The following is a 17,587-nucleotide window of genomic DNA, read 5'->3' as shown; positions in this document are numbered from 1 at the left end:
CGCTACCGGTCGTATGGGGTTGCGAACCGCATCCTCGAGCCTGACGCGTCCCACGGCAGAGGTGGGATTCGCGGCGCGAACCGGTGCGGCAAAGGCGCTATTGTCGCAAAACTGGCGGGTCAGCGTGTCCGCTGCTTTCACGGAGCCATCGGCATGGCACCGATCCCCCATCGGGGTGATATCTGCTGATAAGGGGTCCATGCAAAATCAATCTTCGCACATGGTGCATGGATCCCTTTCAGGAGAGTGGAGATGAGCAAGAAAGTTGCCGAGATCATTGTGGAGACCCTCGCTGCAGCCGGCGTCAAACATTGCTACGGAATCGTGGGCGACACGCTGAATCTCATCGCCCACCACATCAACGAGAGCGAGATCGAGTGGGTCCATGTGCGCCACGAGGAGGCAGGCGCGTTCGCCGCCGAAGGCGAAGCCATGTTGACCGGCAACCTGACGGCCGTCGCCGGAAGCTGCGGCCCCGGCAGTCTTCACTTCATTAACGGCCTGGTGGACGCCAACCGCAATCGGGCGCCGGTTATCCTCATCGCCACCCAGGTGGCGAGCGAGGAACTCGGCTTCAACTTTCCGCAAGAGGTCGACTTCAAGGCGATCTACGGCTCGTGCAGCGTGTTCTGCGACATGATCATTACGCCGGAGCAGGCGCGCCGCAAGACGGTGATCGCCTGTCAGACCGCCATTGCGAAGGGTGGGGTGGCCGTGCTGATCGTGCCGGTCGACATTGCCCACGCCAGTGCGAACGACAACGTCCCGTATTCCGTGCACACGAACGTGCCGATGGTCCGGCCGAGCGACGCCGACCTCGACCGCGTTGCCGAGATCCTCAATTCGGGCGACAAGATTGCGATCTATGGCGGTTCGGGATGCCGCGGCGCCCACGCTGAAATTCTCGCGGTGGCCGAGCGGCTCAAGGCACCGATTGCGCACACGTCCCGCGCCAAGGACGTGCTCGAGCACGACAACCCGTACAACGTCGGCATGACCGGGATTATCGGCGGCGAAGCGGGCTATCTGGCGGTCTCCGAATGCGAGACCTTGCTACTGCTCGGCGCCGACTTCGCGTGGCGGCAGTTCTATCCGGAGAAGGCCAAAATCGTCCAGATCGACCTTGCGCCCGATCATCTCGGCCGCCGCCATCCGGTCACGCTCGGGCTGGTGGGCGATATCAAGTCCACCATGGAGGCATTGCTGCCGCGCCTCAAGCCGCGCACGTCGACCGAGTTCCGCGACAAGCTCGTCGCACGGCATGCTCAGGCGCTCGAAACCCACCGCTCCAAGGCTGTGGCCTCGGACCGCGGGACGATTCCACCCATCTATCTGACCGAGCTGATCAACCGCCACGCAACGGACGATGCGATCTTCTGCGCCGACGACGGCACGCCCACGGTGTGGCTCTATCGGCACATCGAGACGAATGGAAAACGCCGGGTGTTTTCGAGTCTGCTGCACGGCACGATGGCGGCGGCCATGCCGATGGCATTGGGCCTGCAAAAGTGCCAACCGGGCCGCCAGGTGATTGCAATGTCCGGCGACGGCGGTATCGCCATGCTGTTCGGCGAGCTTATGACGATCGTGCAGGAGAAGCTGCCCATCAAGGTGGTGGTGTTCGATAACGGCAAGCTGGGATTTATCGACATCGAGCAGAAGTCCGAAGGCATGCTGCCGCTCTATACGGGCCTGCAAAACCCCGACTTCGGCAAGGTCGCGGAAGTGATCGGACTGTGGGGGCGCACGGTGACGAAATCCGACGAGCTCGAAGACGCTGTCGTCGCCTGGCTGAACGAGCCTGGCCCCGCGCTGCTCAACGTCAAGGTGGATACGATGACGCTCGTGATGCCGCCGAAGATCGAGTGGGGCGCGGCGTACGGGATGGTCCTGTATTCGGCGAAAGCCCTGCTGCAGGGACAGTCCGCCGACGTGTTCGCGATGATCCGCGAAAACTTATAGGACTGGCCCGCATTGAGGCGTCGCGACCATGGACATGGGACTCATCAACGGCAGTGCCGACGATCAGCGGTGGTTGCACATGCTGGCCTTGCTTGCCCCGGTGTCGTCGCCCTGGGCCGAGCGGGATGCCGAAGCTCGCCTGGCTTCGACGGCACGGCATGGCAAAGGTCGGGACTCCAGACGAAACGCTGCCTGCGTCGAGATACTGGAGCGTCTTTCACCCACTTCGATCGTGATTTCCTGGGCCGACGCGACGTCAGGTCGGTATGGCGAGCAGACCTGGAATTTGCGTACGGCTCGTCGTAAGGGCGTGTGTTCGGTGAGTGGCGAACCCATTTTGCCGGGGGCCCCGGTCTATCGCCCGAACGTGCGGCAAAGCAGTGCGAGCAACACCCATCAGTCGATTTCGGCGGCGGCGATTGCACGGCTGGAAAGGGGAGAACCCGCTCGCCTGACGGCGGGGGTGTTGACTGCTGGACAGCGCGGTTGAGCGCGACTAATTCAATGAACTCGCGTGTGGCGTTCATGTGCGCTGCCCGCCACACGCGTTGCCGAATCGAACTGCGATTCGGCTGGGTCCTTAGCCTGAGTCCTTATCGACCTTGGCTTAATGCTTCTTGGTTGTGGACGACGAAGCCGGCGTCACCCGAATGGGTGGCGCGCCCGAAGGCAACGTGGCCGGCGCGGACTTTTTGTCCTGCTTCGGTTTCTTGACTTCGCGATTGCTGCGCATTTGACCTTTTGCCATGACAAGACTCCCGTTTGCATGTGTGCCCGGCGAAATGTCCGAGCCTCCACTCAGTGTGCGCTGAATTGTCTGCGCTGTCGCGCAACATTTGCGCCAGCAAGCCGGACGTTGTGCCGCACCGCTTGCCTCGCTTCAACATCGGGTCTTGAGGATGGGGTTCATCCCACCTTATTGCGCGGTATTGAGTCGCTAACGCGCGCGAATATCCTTCATCCGCCAATTGGCCGAAATCGCCGATTGATCTTTGTGCGCAAGCCAGTCATATTTTGCGCGTGCCGCGCTCAACAGGCGGACATGTCTGTTCTCGCAACGTGAGTGGCGGTTCGGCCAATGCTTAGTGATATCACTTCCGATCAGCCCGATTTCACACAGTGCCGGCACTGTGGTGCGACCTTAGCCACCCGTTTGCTGTCCTGTCCTTCTTGTGGCGCCAACCAGGCCGACTCGCTCGACCCGCTCGGCTGGTTGCCACCGAATTCCTCGTCGGCGACAGCCCGTCTGCCTGCCTCTGCTGCCTCCATCAAACCGCAACTCGCCGCGCCCGCTGCGTGGAACACGCCCGCAGGCGCTGAGGACGACCGCTTTTACGCCAGGCACGATCCGTGGGGCGGGCCGGGGCGATCTCGCCGGCTGCCGGGTGTGGTGTTGGTCTTGCTGTCGGGGTTGGCGTTGCTGGTTGTAGCTGGGGTGGCGTACTTTGGATTGCGGTCGGGTCGCGAGGTGGGCAATGTGGCGCCGAAAGCCGTGTTCGGCTCGGTCACGACTAGTCAGAGCGCGGCCGTGCCGGCCTCGGGGGTGCGCAGTCCTGGCGCGCAGAGTTCGGCGGTACAAACCTCAACCGCGCAGACTTCGACCCAACAAACCGCGGCTACTCAAACCTCGACTACCCAAGCCGCTCAGGTCACAAACCCTGCTGCCGCGAAGCCATCCACGGCTCCCAAGCCAGCCGCCGCGCCCAAGCCGACCACCTCTCCCAAGCCTGTCGAAACGTTCGCAGCGACGCCTCATCACGCAACGCCTCCCGCGCTTCCAACAGCTCCAACGCCTATAACGAAGCGCGACATCGCAGGCAGCCAGAGCCCGACGCGCCCCGATGTACAGGCGGATGTCGCGAGGAATCTGCAAATCGCCCGCGCGATGCTGCAGCGGGACAACCTGTCCGCTGCTGAATCACGGCTCGCGGCGGTCCTCAACGTCCAGCCGAAGAACCGCGATGCACTCAGCATGCGCGCCGACCTGAGCGCGCGCGAACAGCAACGCGACGCCGCGCTCGATGTCGCGCGCGGTTGCGAATACATGAGCCGCTGGACCTGTGCCTGGCACAATGCCGGCAGCGCGCTGGTGATCGACTCGGGCAGCGCGGACGCGAAGCGTATCGTCGCCGAGGCGATGCATGAGGCCCAGACGGAGCGCAGACCGGCGACGGCGCCCAGCGCCGAGGCGCCACACGAGCCGGCGTCGCCGCCTGCTCCGCATCATTGAATGCGTGTTCTTGGGAAATGGGAAAGGTTGGACCGTTGCTAACGAAGCAGATCGGCCCTCAAGACCGCGTGTCGTCTCCGGAAGTCGGCGGGGGCTCAAGCTTCAAGGCTTCCTTTCCGCCGGCTCATCCGCCGGCTTCTCCGGCAGTGGCTGATCGAGGCCCGGTTCGACGGGCGTGGGAATAGCGTCGCCAATCGGTTTTGAGACCGGAGTGGCAGGTTCGTCAGCGGGTTGCTCGGGGTCCTTCTCTGCATCGCGGGGCGCGCTCGTCACGTTGATCTCCCTGGCAGGAGTGGAGGTATGGAACGAGCAGCAATCCCTGTTCCACCGTCCCCAACTACGTGGCGGACCCGGCCCGAGCCGTCCACTCAGACCCGGCCGGACAACGGATCGACCCCAACCTAATCCGACTTCTGCGCGACCTGCAACTCACCCCACGTTACCAGGATCTTCTGAATGCTCCGCGCATACGCATCGCGCAGCCTCGGCGACTCCGAGTGATACGCACCGATCGCGCGCCAGGTGTTGCCGTACTTCACCATCTTTTGCTTGAGCAGCCAGGCCGCCACATACACGTTCACGCACGGATCGGTGAGGGCGCGATGGGGGACGCCCTCGCGGGCGAGATCGCCGAAATGGATGGAGTTGATCTGCAACTGGCCGACGTCGATCGAGCCGTTCGCGTTGCGATTGATCGCGCTCGCGTCGCCCTTCGATTCGAACCATGCCACGGCGCGCAGCACCGAAGGGTTGACCCCCTGGTAGGCGGCGGCCTGGTTAAAGCAATCCTCCGCATGCGCGGCGCCGCACAACAGCGACAGGACGAGGGCTGCGTAGGCATGCCGCACGGCATGGCCCGCATGGGTGGCCTGGCGGCGTGCAGCCGCCGGAGCGATGGGTTGTTCGTTCGACACGGCTGAAGCCTCCGCGTGCTGGCGATGGGTGATGGAGCCCGGTGTGGCGTGGGCGCTTTGCGGTTACTCGGGAATGACGGGTGATGCGGGTAACGCAGGTCAGTGCGAGTTGATGCGGGTTGAAGCCGGCGTGCCGGCGCTACTTGGCAAGCGCGAGATCGAGCTGCTTTTCGATGCCGCCGAGGTACGCATGCGAGGCATCCGAGACCACGAGGTGCGCCGTCGGCGGCACCCATTTCCGGTCCTGGGTGCGGACCTTCTTTTTCTTGCTCGACGGTTTGACGGGCGGCTCGTCGTCGTCATCGGTGGCGGGCGGCAGCATGGCGAGGGTCGGCAGCGGCGGATACACCTTGTCCGCCGCAGCCGCCGCGGGCGGTATGGACGCCACGGTCACGGCTGCCCCGGGCTGCACGTCGCTGCCCGGCTGGCCTGCAAACGCGGACGTCGCCAGCAGCAGGCTGGTTGTCAGTAAGGTCAGGCGATACATAAACTCGGCTTCCTTATTGCGTGGGCTTGATCGATACGCTGTACGGCTGATTCGCACCGGCCGTCAGGTTATCGAGGCTCAGCCGGACGGCATGTTGGGCCGGCACGCCTCGCCAGATGGCCTGGTTGAGGTACGGCAGGTCCTGCCCCAGCGCCGTCACGAGAATAGTGGTCGGCTGTTTTTGCGCTGCAGCAAGCGCGCCCGCTTTGGCGAGCACGGCGGTCAGTTGCGGATCGCGTGCGCCGAGTGCATCCGGCGGAATCGTGAAGCTCATGATCTCGTTGCTGACCGGCGGCTTCGGCGCTTGCGTGGCGGTCACCGGAGGCATTTGCGCGCATCCGGCCAATGCGAGAAGGGCCACGAAAAACCATAGCTGCTTCACAAGAGGCTCCCTTAAGTGTCGTCGACGCTATGAACGCGTTTTCGGCAGGCTTAGGCGGGAACTTGATATGCAGAACGCAAACGTTTGGCAAAAAAGAAAACGTATCTCAAGATTGGCCGTGAGGCGTGAGTCAACGGCTTGCCGGCCCGCGTCCGGAAGTAAAGTTGCCCTGCACGGTCGTGCGGGTCAGCGGGCGCTTTTACCTGGTGGGCGGTGCCGAAAGATCAGACAATAACGGCGTAGCCATTGCGTGCGCGCACACCGTTTTTAATGCAACGTCCACCGGAGGAAACGTGAACGACACCGCCAGGGAGCTTGCGGCCAAGCTCATCAGAAACTTCAACGAGGTCGAATTGAATGCCGAAGTCCGGGCGCCGCTTTACGAAACGCTGTGCACCCGGCTGGCGTCGGGGACGGCGGCACAGAAACTCGGTGCTTCGATCGATATCGTCGCGCCGGGCAAGTGCTCATGTCCCTATCACTTTCATTATGCGCAGGAGGAGATGTTCGTGATCCTCGATGGCGAAGGCACGTTGAGAGTGGCGGGCGAGCTGCTGCCGATCCGCGGTGGCGACGTCATTTTCATTCCGCCTGGTCCGCAATATCCGCATCAGATCGTCAACTCATCCGAGGCGCCGTTGAAGTATCTGTCCATCAGCACGCGCGACGATCCGGAGGTGGTTGAGTATCCCGATTCCGGCAAGTACCAGGCTATCGTGCGCGGCGCACGCGGTGGGCTGTTCACCGCGATTCAGCGCAAGGAAAATTCGCTCGATTACTGGGACGCCGAGCCGTGAGCGCCGAGGTTGGTTGAGCGCGCAACCATCGCGCGCGAATATTGACCACGCCAACACGATACGGGGATCGCCTATAGAATGCGCCGTCCGCGCAACCTCGGCGGGAATGATGTTCCGCCAAAAGGAGTGCGGCTTGAATCTGAAGCAAACAGTTAGAAAAGCGCGGCCAACCGATCTGCCGATGGTCTACAAGGGCGAGCTCCATTACATCCAGACCATCGAACCCGAGCACGAGCAGCGCTGGAAGGATGCCATGCATTCCCACTTGCGACAGTGGACCTCCGCACTCGAGCGCATGTTCGTCGTCGAGCAGGACGGTGTGCCGGTGGGATATTGCTTCTGGGAAGCGATCGACGGCGCAGCCTGTCTCGCCTCGATCTATGTAGTGAACGAGTGTCGTCAACGCGGTCTCGGCCGTCTGCTGCTCGATCGGTATATTGACGATGCGCGTGCGCGCGGTTTTGCGAAACTGACCTTGAGTGTGTTCCTCGGCAACCCGGCGCGCTTCCTCTACGAGTCCGCGGGTTTTCAATGCGTGAGGACCGGTGCGGAATACCTCGACTACGAATATCCGCATGTCGTACCGACGAACGCAGCACCTTAACGCGCGCTTACAGAAGATGTGTTCTGCATAACGCAGCGCGCCTTGCCGGACGGCAGGGCGCGCTGAGCCTCGCCTCTATGAGATTTATGCAAACGCCTATTGGCGAGGAATAGAATGGTGACCCCGCGTTAAGGAAACCATCCATGTCCCTCTCGCAAGAAGCCAATCCTCTACTCGAAGAATGGCAAACACCTTACGGTTTACCGCCGTTCGATCGCATTCTCCCCGAGCATTTCTCCCCCGCCTTCGATGCCGCGATGCTGCAGCATAAGCGCGAGATCGAAGCCGTTGCCACACTCGCTGACGCACCCACTTTCAATAATTGCGTAGCCGCGTTCGATGCGTGCGGCGAATGGCTGAACCGCATCGAAATGGTGTTCTACAACCTCGCGTCAAGCGAGACTTCGCCCGCGTTGCAGGCGATCGAGCGCGAGTTGTCGCCGCGTCTGGCGGCGCATTCGAGCGCGGTCTACCAGAACGAAGCGTTGTTCGCGCGACTCCATGCGCTCTATGAAAAGCGCAACAGTCTCGGCTTGACGACCGAGCAACTGCGTTTGCTCGAACGTTTTCATCTGGACTTCGAGCTCGCCGGCGCCACGCTCGCCGCGCAGGACAAAGCGCGTTTCGCGGCGATCGTCGAGGAACTGGCTGCGCTGTCCACGCAGTTCTCGCAGAACGTGCTTGCCGACGAGTCGTCTTTCGCCTTGACGCTTGCCACGCCCGACGAGCGTGCCGGCCTGCCGCCGTTCGTTCTGGACGCGGCCTTGCAGGCGGCGAGCGAACGCGGTCTGCCGGAAGGCACGCATGTGATTACGCTGTCGCCGTCGCTCGCGGAGCCGTTTCTGACGTTCTCCGAGCGGCGCGATCTGCGCGAGCAGGTCTGGCGCGCGCGCGGCGCACGTGGTGCCCAGGCCGGCGAGCACGACAACCGCCCGCTGGCGGCGCGGATCGTGGCGCTGCGCCAGGAGCAAGCGGCACTGCTGGGCTATGCGACCTATGCCGAGTACAAGCTGGCCGATCGCATGGCGCCTTCCGTGGCGGCTGTGGACGAACTGCTGCAGCGTGCCTGGAAGCCTGCCATCAGCAAGGCGAAGCACGACCGCGAGCGCCTGAATGCGCTAGCGGTGGAGCTCGGCCAGCCGACGCCGATTGCCGCATGGGACTGGCGCTATCTGTCGGAGAAGGTGCGGCAGAAAAACTTTGCCATCGACGATGCGCAGGTCAAGCCGTACTTCTCGCTCGACGCGATGTTGACCGCGATGTTCGATTGCGCCTCGCGGCTCTTCGGCGTGCGTTTCAAGGAACGTCACGGCATTCCGCTCTATCACCCCGACGCGCGTCTATGGGAAGTGATGGACTCCGAAGGAAAAATGATCGGCGTGTTCATCGGCGACAACTTCGCGCGGCAGACCAAGCGCAGCGGTGCGTGGATGAGCCTCTTGCGCTCGCAGTCGGGCCGCAACGGCGGCACGTTGCCGATCGTGCTGAACAACAACAACTTCGCCAAGGGTTCGCCGGCGCTGTTGAGCTTCGACGATATCCGCACGCTGTTTCACGAGTTCGGTCATGGGCTGCACGGCCTGATGTCGAACGTGCAGTATGAGCGCCTGGCGGGTACCAACGTACTCAGGGACTTCGTGGAACTGCCGTCGCAGTTGTTCGAGAACTGGGCGCGGGAGCGTGAAGTGCTGTTGCGTCATGCGCGTCACGTCGAAACCGGCGAGCCGATTCCGGCGGAACTGCTCGAACGTTTGCAGGCGGCGAGCCGCTTCAATCAGGCCTTCACCACCGTGCAGTATGTCGGCCCGGCGCTGCTCGATATGGCCTTGCACGCGCGCACCGACAACACGCCCGTGGATATCGCGCAGTTCCAGGCAGAGCAGGCTGCGCGGCTTGGTGTGCCTGAGGATATCGGCATGCGTCACTACCTGCCGCATTTCCAGCACCTGTTCTCGGGCGACAGCTACGCGGCGGGTTACTACGTCTACATGTGGGCCGAGGTGCTGGAGGCGGATGGCTACGCCGCCTTCGAGGAGGCCGGCGATCCGTTCGACCGCGCCACCGCCGAGCGTCTGCTGAAGTGGATCTACAGCGTGGGCAACTCGATCGATCCGGCGACGGCCTTTAGAAGCTTCCGCGGGCGCGATCCGTCGGTCGAGCCGATGCTGGAAAAACGCGGCTTGCTGGAAACCTCCGCGCTGGGCTGACGCAGCGCGTAGTGTCATGTTGGAACGGTCGGGCGCATCTACCGGGTGCGCCCGACCGTTGACCGTATACCTGCACCTGCCGGTCGTCCCCCTCGCACGACGAAATTTGTCGTGTTCAAATCACTACCCTTCCGTTTCTTACAATACCGCCCGGGCCCGATTGCCCGCGTGGCGCGCAAGGCACTGTTTCGGCGCTTGACGAAACGCGGGCGAGTCCCGCCGGACGTCGAATCGTCGGGCCGGCCCGCGCGTCCAGGATGGCTCCACATCGCCGAAAGCCGCGCCGCACGGCGCTTTCACTGGCTCGGCGAGGTGCATGCGGGAGGCCGGAAAGGTGCCGGATCGGCATGGCCGACCTCACCCGAATCCCGGCCGTTATGTCAAGGTCCGGAAGCGTATTCTGGTAAACACGCCTATACTCACGGGCGCGCCTTAAAAGTAGTCCGTGGGCCGCGCCGGTCCGGTGCGCATGGGTCTGCCGTTCCGACCGTGCCGCCTTGCCAGCCCAGCGCGACCAACGCTCTGTCTATCACTTCATCAAGCAACGCATCAGCTATGTCTACAACGCCGAAGATCATCTACACCCTCACCGACGAAGCGCCGGCTCTGGCGACTTACTCGCTGCTCCCGATTGTGAAGGCTTTCACGCGCTCATCGGACGTCGCCGTCGAAACGCGCGACATCTCGCTGGCCGGCCGGATCATCGCCGCGTTCCCGGATTATCTGACGGCGGAACAAAAGGGGGCCGACGATCTCGCCGAACTGGGCGCGCTGACTACCCGTCCGGAAGCGAACATCATCAAGCTGCCGAACATCAGCGCGTCGGTGCCGCAATTGAAGGCTGCGATCGCCGAGCTGCGCGATCAGGGCTACAAGCTGCCGTCCTATCCGGACGTCGCCACGACGGACGAAGAGAAGGACGTCAAGGCGCGCTACGACAAGATCAAGGGCAGCGCCGTGAACCCGGTGCTGCGCGAAGGCAATTCGGATCGCCGCGCGCCGCTGTCGGTCAAGAACTACGCGCGCAAGCACCCGCACAAAATGGGTGCATGGAGCGCGGCTTCGAAGTCGCACGTCGCACATATGAATAGCGGCGATTTCTACGGCAGCGAAAAATCGGCGCTGATCGGCGCAGCCGGCAGCGTGAAGATCGAACTGACGGCCGCTGACGGCAGCAAGACGGTCCTGAAGGAAAAGACGGCGGTGAAGGCCGGCGAGATCATCGACGCGTCGGTGCTGAGCAAGAAGGCGCTGAGCAGCTTCATCGAAGCGCAGATCGCCGATGCGAAGGCTAACAACGTGCTGTTCTCGGTGCACCTGAAGGCCACCATGATGAAGGTCTCGGACCCGATCATCTTCGGCATCGTGGTCTCGGTGTTCTATAAGGACGTGCTGGCGAAGCACGCGGATGCGCTGGCGAAGGTCGGCTTCAATCCGAACAACGGTATCGGCGACCTGTATGCGCGCCTGAAGGATCTGCCGGAGCAAACGCGCGAAGCGATCGAAGCGGATATCAAGGCCCAATACGAACAACGCCCGCATCTGGCGATGGTCAACTCGGACAAGGGCATCACGAGCCTGCACGTGCCGAGCGACGTGATCGTCGACGCATCGATGCCCGCCATGATTCGCGAGTCCGGCAAGATGTGGGGCGCCGACGGCGCGCTGCACGACGCCAAGGCTGTGATTCCGGACCGTTGCTATGCCGACGTGTATCAGGCTGTGATCGAAGACTGCAAGAAGCACGGCGCATTCGATCCGGTGACGATGGGCAGCGTGCCGAACGTCGGCCTGATGGCGCAAGCCGCGGAAGAATACGGTTCACACGACAAGACGTTCCAGATCAAGGCGAACGGCGTGGTCCGCGTGACGGACGAAGCCGGCACGGTGCTGCTCGAGCAGGCCGTTGAGGAAGGCGACATCTGGCGCATGTGCCAGACCAAGGATGCGCCGGTGCAGGACTGGGTCAAGCTGGCCGTGAACCGCGCCCGCGCGACCGGCACGCCGGCGGTGTTCTGGCTGGACGCGGCGCGCGCGCACGACGCCCAGATCATCAAGAAGGTCGAGCAATACCTGAAGGACCATGACACGAACGGTCTGGATCTGCGCATCCTGACGCCGGTCGAAGCCACGAAGTTCTCGATCGAACGCATTCGTGCGGGCAAGGACACGATCTCGGTCACCGGCAACGTGCTGCGCGACTACCTGACCGACCTGTTCCCGATCATGGAACTGGGCACCAGCGCGAAGATGCTGTCGATCGTCCCGTTGATGGCCGGCGGCGGCATGTTCGAAACCGGCGCGGGCGGTTCGGCGCCGAAGCACGTGCAGCAGCTCGTCGAAGAAGGCTTCCTGCGTTGGGACTCGCTGGGTGAATTCCTCGCGCTCGCCGCTTCGCTCGAACACCTGAGCAACGCGTACCACAACCCGAAGGCACAGGTTCTGGCCAAGACGCTGGATCAGGCAACGGGCAAGTTCCTCGACAACGACAAGTCGCCGGCACGCAAGGTGGGCGGTATCGACAACCGCGGCAGCCACTTCTACCTGGCGACGTATTGGGCCGAGGCGCTGGCCGCGCAAAACGACGACGCTGAATTGAAGGCACAGTTCGCCGGTGTGGCGAAGGCGCTGGCCGAGAACGAAGCGAAGATTGTCGAAGAGCTGGCGGCTGCGCAAGGCAAGCCGGTGGACATCGGCGGTTACTACCGTCCGAACGTCGAGTTGACGAGCCAGGCCATGCGTCCGAGCGCTACGCTCAACAAGATCGTGGATGCGGTTGCGTAAGGAAGCTGACGTCAATGAGCTGACGTCAACGAGCTTGCGTCAATAAGCTTCGGTTAAAACGCCGCGGGCGGGTTGCAAGGTGGGGTCGTTAAGCCCTGCCTTGCAACCCGCCCGCGGCGCATTTGCGCGTGGGATTCACTCAGACGTGCACGATTTCCCAGTCGGCGATCTTCTCCGGTATTTCAAGCGTCGAAGTATCGGATTCGGACAGATGCGGACAGCACACGCCGCGTGCGAGGTCGTCGGCGGCCTGCTGGGGACTGTCGAACGCCCCAAGCGTTTCGTTGCCGAACGACGCTTCCCAGCCGTCCTTGCCGGGCAAAATGTAGAACGATCCTTCCGTCGAGCCAAAGCGAAAGCCTTTCATTTTTTCTCTCCCGATCATCATAAAAAATGCGATTCCGTGGCTGACCTGCGTGCGGGACGCGGGCCGGTTCAAAAGCAGGCTTTGCGGATCGGTTGCGGTAGGCCGCTCGATCCAGCCGCTCAGAACGCCAGCTCATGTAAAAGAGTCTACGTCAGCGAGCCGCCGGGAAAGCGCTGGTGGTGTGATCGTTCAGATAAAAAATAATGTTATAAAACAGTGGCTTATTGAGTTTGTTCCGGATTGTGGAATGTGGGACGGCATTGCGAAACGGGTGCTTTGTGCCATGCACCACGATTTTTTGTAGTGCAGCGACTCATGCCACATCGTGAAATTTCCCGATATTTGGCCGTTTGGTGCGGCGTGGCGCCGGCGGTAGCGCCACGCCACGCAAACCGATCACCCCGCCGCGCCGTAGAACACATCCAAAGTCGGGAAGGCCGCTGCGCCGCGCAGACAGTCCCACAGATAGATCGCGAAGCCGAGGTCGCCCGTCCACAGCGAGTAGCGCAATTGCCCGTGCGTTGCTTCATCGGCCTCGGTCTGTGCGATGCCGTGCATCGCGAAGGCCTGGGCTCGCTCAAGCCACTTGATGTCTCCCGTGCGCTGGTAAAGGCAGAGAAACGCATAGCCATTGCCGCCTGTGCCGTGACACAGGTTGGATCCTTTGGTGAGCGGTCCCGCTGCCCAGACTGCCTCGCCTGCCGCGAGCAGCAGTGGATCCAGCTCGCGGCTCGGCAAATGCGCCACGCAAACGATGAACCCCGGCGCGCCGTGACACAACTGCATGAGCATGGTCGGCTTGCGGCCTTCGGGCGGCGTGAGGAATGCCGGCCAGTTGGCCGCGCCGCCTTCAAGCGTCGCGGTCCGTTGCAGTGTGTTGACGATACGGCTTTCCCATTCGCTCCAACTGGCGGCGTCGAGCAGATGCCGGCCGCGTATCAGCGGCAGTGCGGTGCCGACGAAACCGTGGACGCCGTCGAGGAAGGTCCACTCCTTCTTATACAGATCCTGGGTCCAGTAATGACAGCCGCGCTCTTCCGACCACTTCAGTTCGGCCGCGAGTTGGCCGGCGGTCCGGCGAAACAGTTCGGCCCAGCGTTCGTCGTGGGTGCGCTCATGGAGCAACGACGCGGCCAGCAGCGTGCCGGGCGAGCCCCACATGAGTTCGCGGGTGGGGTTGTCGATATTGCCGGCGATCAGTCCGGCGAGCTGGTCGGCAAGCGCTTCGCTGGGCGCGCGTCCGTACGCGAGCATCAGCCAGGGCGTTTCGCCCATCATCCACGCGCCGAAGGAGGTGTTGTGATCCGCTTCGAGCCACGCGCGATTCAACGCTTGCAATGACGCGGCATGCGCCAGCGGATCGCGTTCGAGTTCGACTGCGCCGACGGCTGCGAGGTAATCGAGTGCCCAGACTACGCCGCATGCGCCGTGATAGAGCGGCGTGAGCGGCTCGCGCGGATTGTCTTCGCCGTCGCCGTCGTTGGGATGCGTGGGCCACAGTCCGTCCACGTTCATGTGCGCCTCGGTCTGCCTGACGATCCGCGTGATGAACTGGCGCACCCGAGTCTCATCCCATGCGATCGTTTGCAGCGGTTCGTGACGGGCCGGATTGAAAAGCATGCATACCTCGCGTTGGAATGGGAGAGAGTGACCGCCGTGTGAGGCCGTTGTCGTTCGGCTCTATGCACGGCGAATCGGATGTTGCATTGCACGCTCGATAAGCGCGCAAATCAGCTTGCGCAAGGCGTCATGCTGTCCGATCATCTAGCCCTTGCGCCCTTGGCCGATCCCGATGATGCCTCAGGACGCAAGCGTTGTCGAAAGGCACGGTAGACAAATATTCCGGGTATGGCGACGTTGTCGCAAGACACAGAAACGGAGTCGAGACATGAGCTATGTGTTGTATTACTCGCCAGGTGCGGCCAGCATGGCCGTACACTGGATGCTGATCGAAGCGGGCATTCCGTTCGAGGCACGCCTCATCGACATCGACACCGGCGCCCAGCACGACCCCGAGTATCGGCGGCTGAATCCGGCGGGGCGCGTGCCGACGCTGATCGTCGACGGCGTGCCGCGTCACGAGTCCGCCGCCTTGCTGATGCTGCTGGCCGAGCGCCATCCCACGGCCGGTCTTGCACCCGCACCGGGTTCGCCCGATCGCGCCGAGTGGTTCGAGTGGATGGTCTTCTTTGCCAACACACTGCTGCCCGCGATGCGCGACTGGTTTTACGCCGATAGCGACGGCGACCCGGCCGGCGCACAAGCGGTCCGTGCACTTGCGGAGCGTCGCATCGAAGAAGCGTGGGAGCGCCTCGGCGCAACGCTTGCCGACGGCCGTGCCTTCCTCGTAGGCGGCCGGCTCAGCACCGCGGACTTCCTCGCCCTGATGCTGATGCGCTGGACCCGCAACATGCCGCGCAAGGCCACAAGCCGGGAGAACCTCATGCCCTACATCATCCGCGTGCGCGCCTTGCCGTCGTTCATCGAACTCAATGCAAGAGAAGGCCTGAGCGACTGGAGCAATCCGGTGGGCCAGGCTTAGCAGCATCTCGTACTTCTGGAAGCGCGAATGACACCAACAAAGACTTTCCTGGCCATCTCTCTCGCAGTTGCAGTACTCGCCTCATCCACGGCCGCGCAAGCGGTTGAGGGTCCACCCGTTGCAGCGGTGCGGCCCGTGACAAATACCTACTTCGGTACGGCCGTTGTCGACAACTACCGCTACATGGAGAATCTGAAGGACCCCGAAGTCCAGCGCTGGATGAAAGCGCAAGCGCGCTACACGCGCAAGGTGCTCGATGCGATTCCCGGCCGCGCTGCCCTCGCGCAACGCATCCTCGCGCTGGGCGGCAAGGACCTGCACCGCGATCAGTTCACGCGCCGCGGCCAGCGCCTCTTTTACGAAGTGATGGAGCCGGGCGCCAATCTGCCCAGGCTCGCGTATCGCGACGACATCGATGGCGCGGAACATATTCTGGTGGACCCGGCGAAGCTCGCCAAAGACAGCGCGCATCATGTCTCGCTCGACTGGTTTTCGCCCTCCTGGGATGGCCGCTATGTGGCCTATGGGGTCTCGGAAGGCGGCTCGGAAGAAAGCGTGCTGCATGTCGTCGATCTGAGCACCGGCAAGACGCTCGCGGAGCGCATCGATCGCACAAGCGGCTGCGTCGTCTCCTGGCGCAACGATAACCGCTCGTTCTTCTACCTGCGCTATCCGAAGGCCGGCCCCGACACGCCGCCGTCGCAAACCGAGTACAACGCGGTGACGTTCGTCCACGTGCTCGGCGAGCATCACGACGGCAATGCGGACCAGGCGGTGTTCGGCAAAGGCGTATCGGCGAGCCTCGACGTGCCGGAAGGACAGGGTACTTACGTGCTGCTCGCGCCGGATTCGCCGTATGCGGTAGCCGTCGCGAACCGCAACATGGACAACGCACCCAATACGTTTTACGTGGTGCCGCTCGCGCAGATCGACGGTGCTCAGACACCGTGGCAAAAAATCGCCGCGCCCGAAGACGGCGTGATCGATGTGCGCCTGCGCGGCGACCGGTTGTACTTCATGTCGCAGAAGGGCGCGTCGCGTTTTCAGATCCTCTCGATGCCGCTCGATCGTCCGGATCTCGCGCATGCCGAGGTGGTGGTGCCGGAAGGCGCCAACGTGATCGACTCGTTCGATCTCGCCGGCGACGCCATCTATCTCGCCGAGCGTGCGGGCGCGAGTTTCCAGCTCCAGCGCGTATCGCTAGACGGTAAGGATAGCCAGGCAATCGGTTTGCCGTTTGCGGGCAGCGTCGCCAGTTTGACGGTCGACCCGCGTGAGCCCGGCGTCATGTTCAATCTGCAGGGCTGGGTCAAGGCACCGCGCGAACTCGCCTACGACCCGCAGACCCACGCTGCGATCGACACCGGACTGATCCCGCCGGCGAAGACCGAGTCGGACGAGATCGAGGCGCACGATGAATTCGCCACCAGCTACGACGGCACGCGCATTCCGGTGTCGATCATCGCGCGCAAGGACGTGACGCGCGACGGCTCGCATCCTGCCCTGGTGATCGGCTACGGCAGCTATGGCGATTCCATGGACCCGTACTACGACGCAACATGGCAGGCGTGGCTCGCGCACGGCGGCATCGTCGCGGTGACGCATATACGCGGCGGCGGCGAATATGGCGAGGCGTGGCATCGGGCCGGTCAGAAGCTCACCAAGATCAACACGCTGCTCGACTTCAACGCGAGCGCGCAATACCTGATCGATCAGCACTACACACAGTCGAAGTACCTGGTGGCGAACGCCGCCAGCGCGGGCGGCATCGTGATGGGCGGCGCGCTGGAGATCGATCCGGGACTGTTCCATGTGATCCTCGACGACGTCGGCGATTCCGATACCCTGCGCGGCGAGACCGAGCCTAACGGACCGCCGAACGTGCCCGAGTTTGGTTCGACCTCGACGGAAAGCGGCTTTCACGGTCTGTACTCGACGAGCGCCTATGCGCACGTGGAGGACGGCACGCCCTATCCGGCGGTGATGTTTACCACCGGCGCCAACGATCCGCGCGTGGCGTCGTGGCACATGCTGAAGATGGCGGCGCGCGTGCAGGCGGCGACCAGCAGCGGACGTCCGGTGCTGTTGCGGGTCGACTACGACGCGGGCCATGGGATCGGCTCCAGTCTCTCGCAAGCGGCCGACCAGCTCGCCGACGAGTGGTCGTTCGCGCTGTGGCAGATGGGCGAGCCGGGTTTTCAGCCGGAGCCGAAACCGAAACCGTAGCGGTAGCCGTAGCCGTAGCGCACACGTCGAGCGGGCGTGGCGGGGTTCACGTCCGCGATTTTTGACTCTCTAGCCGGGCTGCCGC

At 63.1% G+C, this 17,587-nt stretch carries 15 protein-coding genes; 9 read left to right on the top strand and 6 right to left on the bottom strand.

Features of this window, described 5'->3' with window-relative positions:
- Nucleotides 1–252 precede the first annotated feature (252 nt).
- Both BUS12_RS36275 and BUS12_RS36270 read left to right on the top strand, forming a co-directional pair.
- Nucleotides 253–1,962: a thiamine pyrophosphate-dependent enzyme gene (locus BUS12_RS36275; RefSeq protein WP_074302299.1), complete on the top strand. Its 1,710-nt coding sequence runs from the start codon at nucleotides 253–255 to the stop codon at nucleotides 1,960–1,962.
- A 28-nt stretch (nucleotides 1,963–1,990) separates the two neighbouring features.
- Nucleotides 1,991–2,452, top strand: coding sequence for a DUF3331 domain-containing protein (locus tag BUS12_RS36270; protein WP_074302298.1), 462 nt, complete (start codon nucleotides 1,991–1,993; stop codon nucleotides 2,450–2,452).
- A gap of 117 nt (nucleotides 2,453–2,569) precedes the next feature.
- On the opposite strand, the gene BUS12_RS39075 is transcribed toward BUS12_RS36270, so the two are convergent.
- Entirely contained in the window at nucleotides 2,570–2,710 is a 141-nt protein-coding gene (locus BUS12_RS39075; RefSeq protein WP_171991773.1) for a hypothetical protein, read from the bottom strand.
- A 405-nt stretch (nucleotides 2,711–3,115) separates the two neighbouring features.
- Between BUS12_RS39075 and BUS12_RS38585 the strand changes: the two genes are divergently transcribed.
- Nucleotides 3,116–4,192 (top strand): tetratricopeptide repeat protein, encoded by a 1,077-nt coding sequence (locus BUS12_RS38585; RefSeq protein WP_143788583.1) that lies wholly within the window; start codon nucleotides 3,116–3,118, stop codon nucleotides 4,190–4,192.
- Nucleotides 4,193–4,593: 401 nt separating this feature from the next.
- Here the strand turns inward: BUS12_RS38585 and BUS12_RS36260 are convergent, their stop codons facing one another.
- From BUS12_RS36260 to BUS12_RS36250, 3 genes are all read right to left on the bottom strand, one after another.
- The gene (locus BUS12_RS36260) at nucleotides 4,594–5,040 is read right to left on the bottom strand and encodes a lytic transglycosylase domain-containing protein (protein ID WP_253190322.1); all 447 of its coding nucleotides are present in this window, start codon (nucleotides 5,038–5,040) and stop codon (nucleotides 4,594–4,596) included.
- A gap of 205 nt (nucleotides 5,041–5,245) precedes the next feature.
- Nucleotides 5,246–5,593: a hypothetical protein gene (locus BUS12_RS36255; protein WP_074302296.1), complete on the bottom strand. Its 348-nt coding sequence runs from the start codon at nucleotides 5,591–5,593 to the stop codon at nucleotides 5,246–5,248.
- Nucleotides 5,594–5,606: 13 nt separating this feature from the next.
- Nucleotides 5,607–5,921, bottom strand: coding sequence for a hypothetical protein (locus BUS12_RS36250; protein ID WP_074302805.1), 315 nt, complete (start codon nucleotides 5,919–5,921; stop codon nucleotides 5,607–5,609).
- Nucleotides 5,922–6,268: 347 nt separating this feature from the next.
- On the opposite strand from BUS12_RS36250, the gene BUS12_RS36245 reads away from it, so the two are divergent.
- The 4 genes from BUS12_RS36245 to BUS12_RS36230 all read left to right on the top strand — a co-directional run bounded on the left by BUS12_RS36245 (nucleotide 6,269) and on the right by BUS12_RS36230 (nucleotide 12,367).
- Complete coding sequence (locus BUS12_RS36245; RefSeq protein WP_074302295.1) at nucleotides 6,269–6,772, top strand: cupin domain-containing protein; 504 nt, start codon at nucleotides 6,269–6,271, stop codon at nucleotides 6,770–6,772.
- 133 nt (nucleotides 6,773–6,905) lie between these two features.
- A complete protein-coding gene (locus BUS12_RS36240) occupies nucleotides 6,906–7,376 on the top strand; it encodes a GNAT family N-acetyltransferase (RefSeq protein ID WP_216352750.1) in 471 nt (156 codons plus the stop codon).
- Nucleotides 7,377–7,519: 143 nt separating this feature from the next.
- Nucleotides 7,520–9,583, top strand: a complete 2,064-nt coding sequence (locus BUS12_RS36235; protein ID WP_074302294.1) for a M3 family metallopeptidase — start codon at nucleotides 7,520–7,522, stop codon at nucleotides 9,581–9,583.
- Nucleotides 9,584–10,138: 555 nt separating this feature from the next.
- The gene (locus BUS12_RS36230) at nucleotides 10,139–12,367 is read left to right on the top strand and encodes an NADP-dependent isocitrate dehydrogenase (protein ID WP_074302293.1); all 2,229 of its coding nucleotides are present in this window, start codon (nucleotides 10,139–10,141) and stop codon (nucleotides 12,365–12,367) included.
- 139 nt (nucleotides 12,368–12,506) lie between these two features.
- Here the strand turns inward: BUS12_RS36230 and BUS12_RS36225 are convergent, their stop codons facing one another.
- Together BUS12_RS36225 and BUS12_RS36220 are read right to left on the bottom strand one after the other, a co-directional pair.
- Nucleotides 12,507–12,734 (bottom strand): hypothetical protein, encoded by a 228-nt coding sequence (locus tag BUS12_RS36225; protein ID WP_074302292.1) that lies wholly within the window; start codon nucleotides 12,732–12,734, stop codon nucleotides 12,507–12,509.
- Between the two features lie 396 nt (nucleotides 12,735–13,130).
- Entirely contained in the window at nucleotides 13,131–14,354 is a 1,224-nt protein-coding gene (locus tag BUS12_RS36220) for a lanthionine synthetase C family protein (RefSeq protein WP_074302291.1), read from the bottom strand.
- A gap of 268 nt (nucleotides 14,355–14,622) precedes the next feature.
- Here BUS12_RS36220 and BUS12_RS36215 point away from each other — a divergent pair, with 268 nt between their 5' ends.
- A complete protein-coding gene (locus BUS12_RS36215; RefSeq protein WP_074302290.1) occupies nucleotides 14,623–15,276 on the top strand; it encodes a glutathione S-transferase family protein in 654 nt (217 codons plus the stop codon).
- Nucleotides 15,277–15,303: 27 nt separating this feature from the next.
- Entirely contained in the window at nucleotides 15,304–17,502 is a 2,199-nt protein-coding gene (locus BUS12_RS36210) for a prolyl oligopeptidase family serine peptidase (RefSeq protein ID WP_083640837.1), read from the top strand.
- Nucleotides 17,503–17,587: the final 85 nt, after the last annotated feature.

The sequence above is a fragment of the Paraburkholderia phenazinium genome (assembly GCF_900142845.1).
GTDB lineage: Bacteria > Pseudomonadota > Gammaproteobacteria > Burkholderiales > Burkholderiaceae > Paraburkholderia > Paraburkholderia phenazinium_A.
Note: the sequence above shows the minus strand (reverse complement) of the source record. Positions and strands in the feature narration are given on the sequence as shown.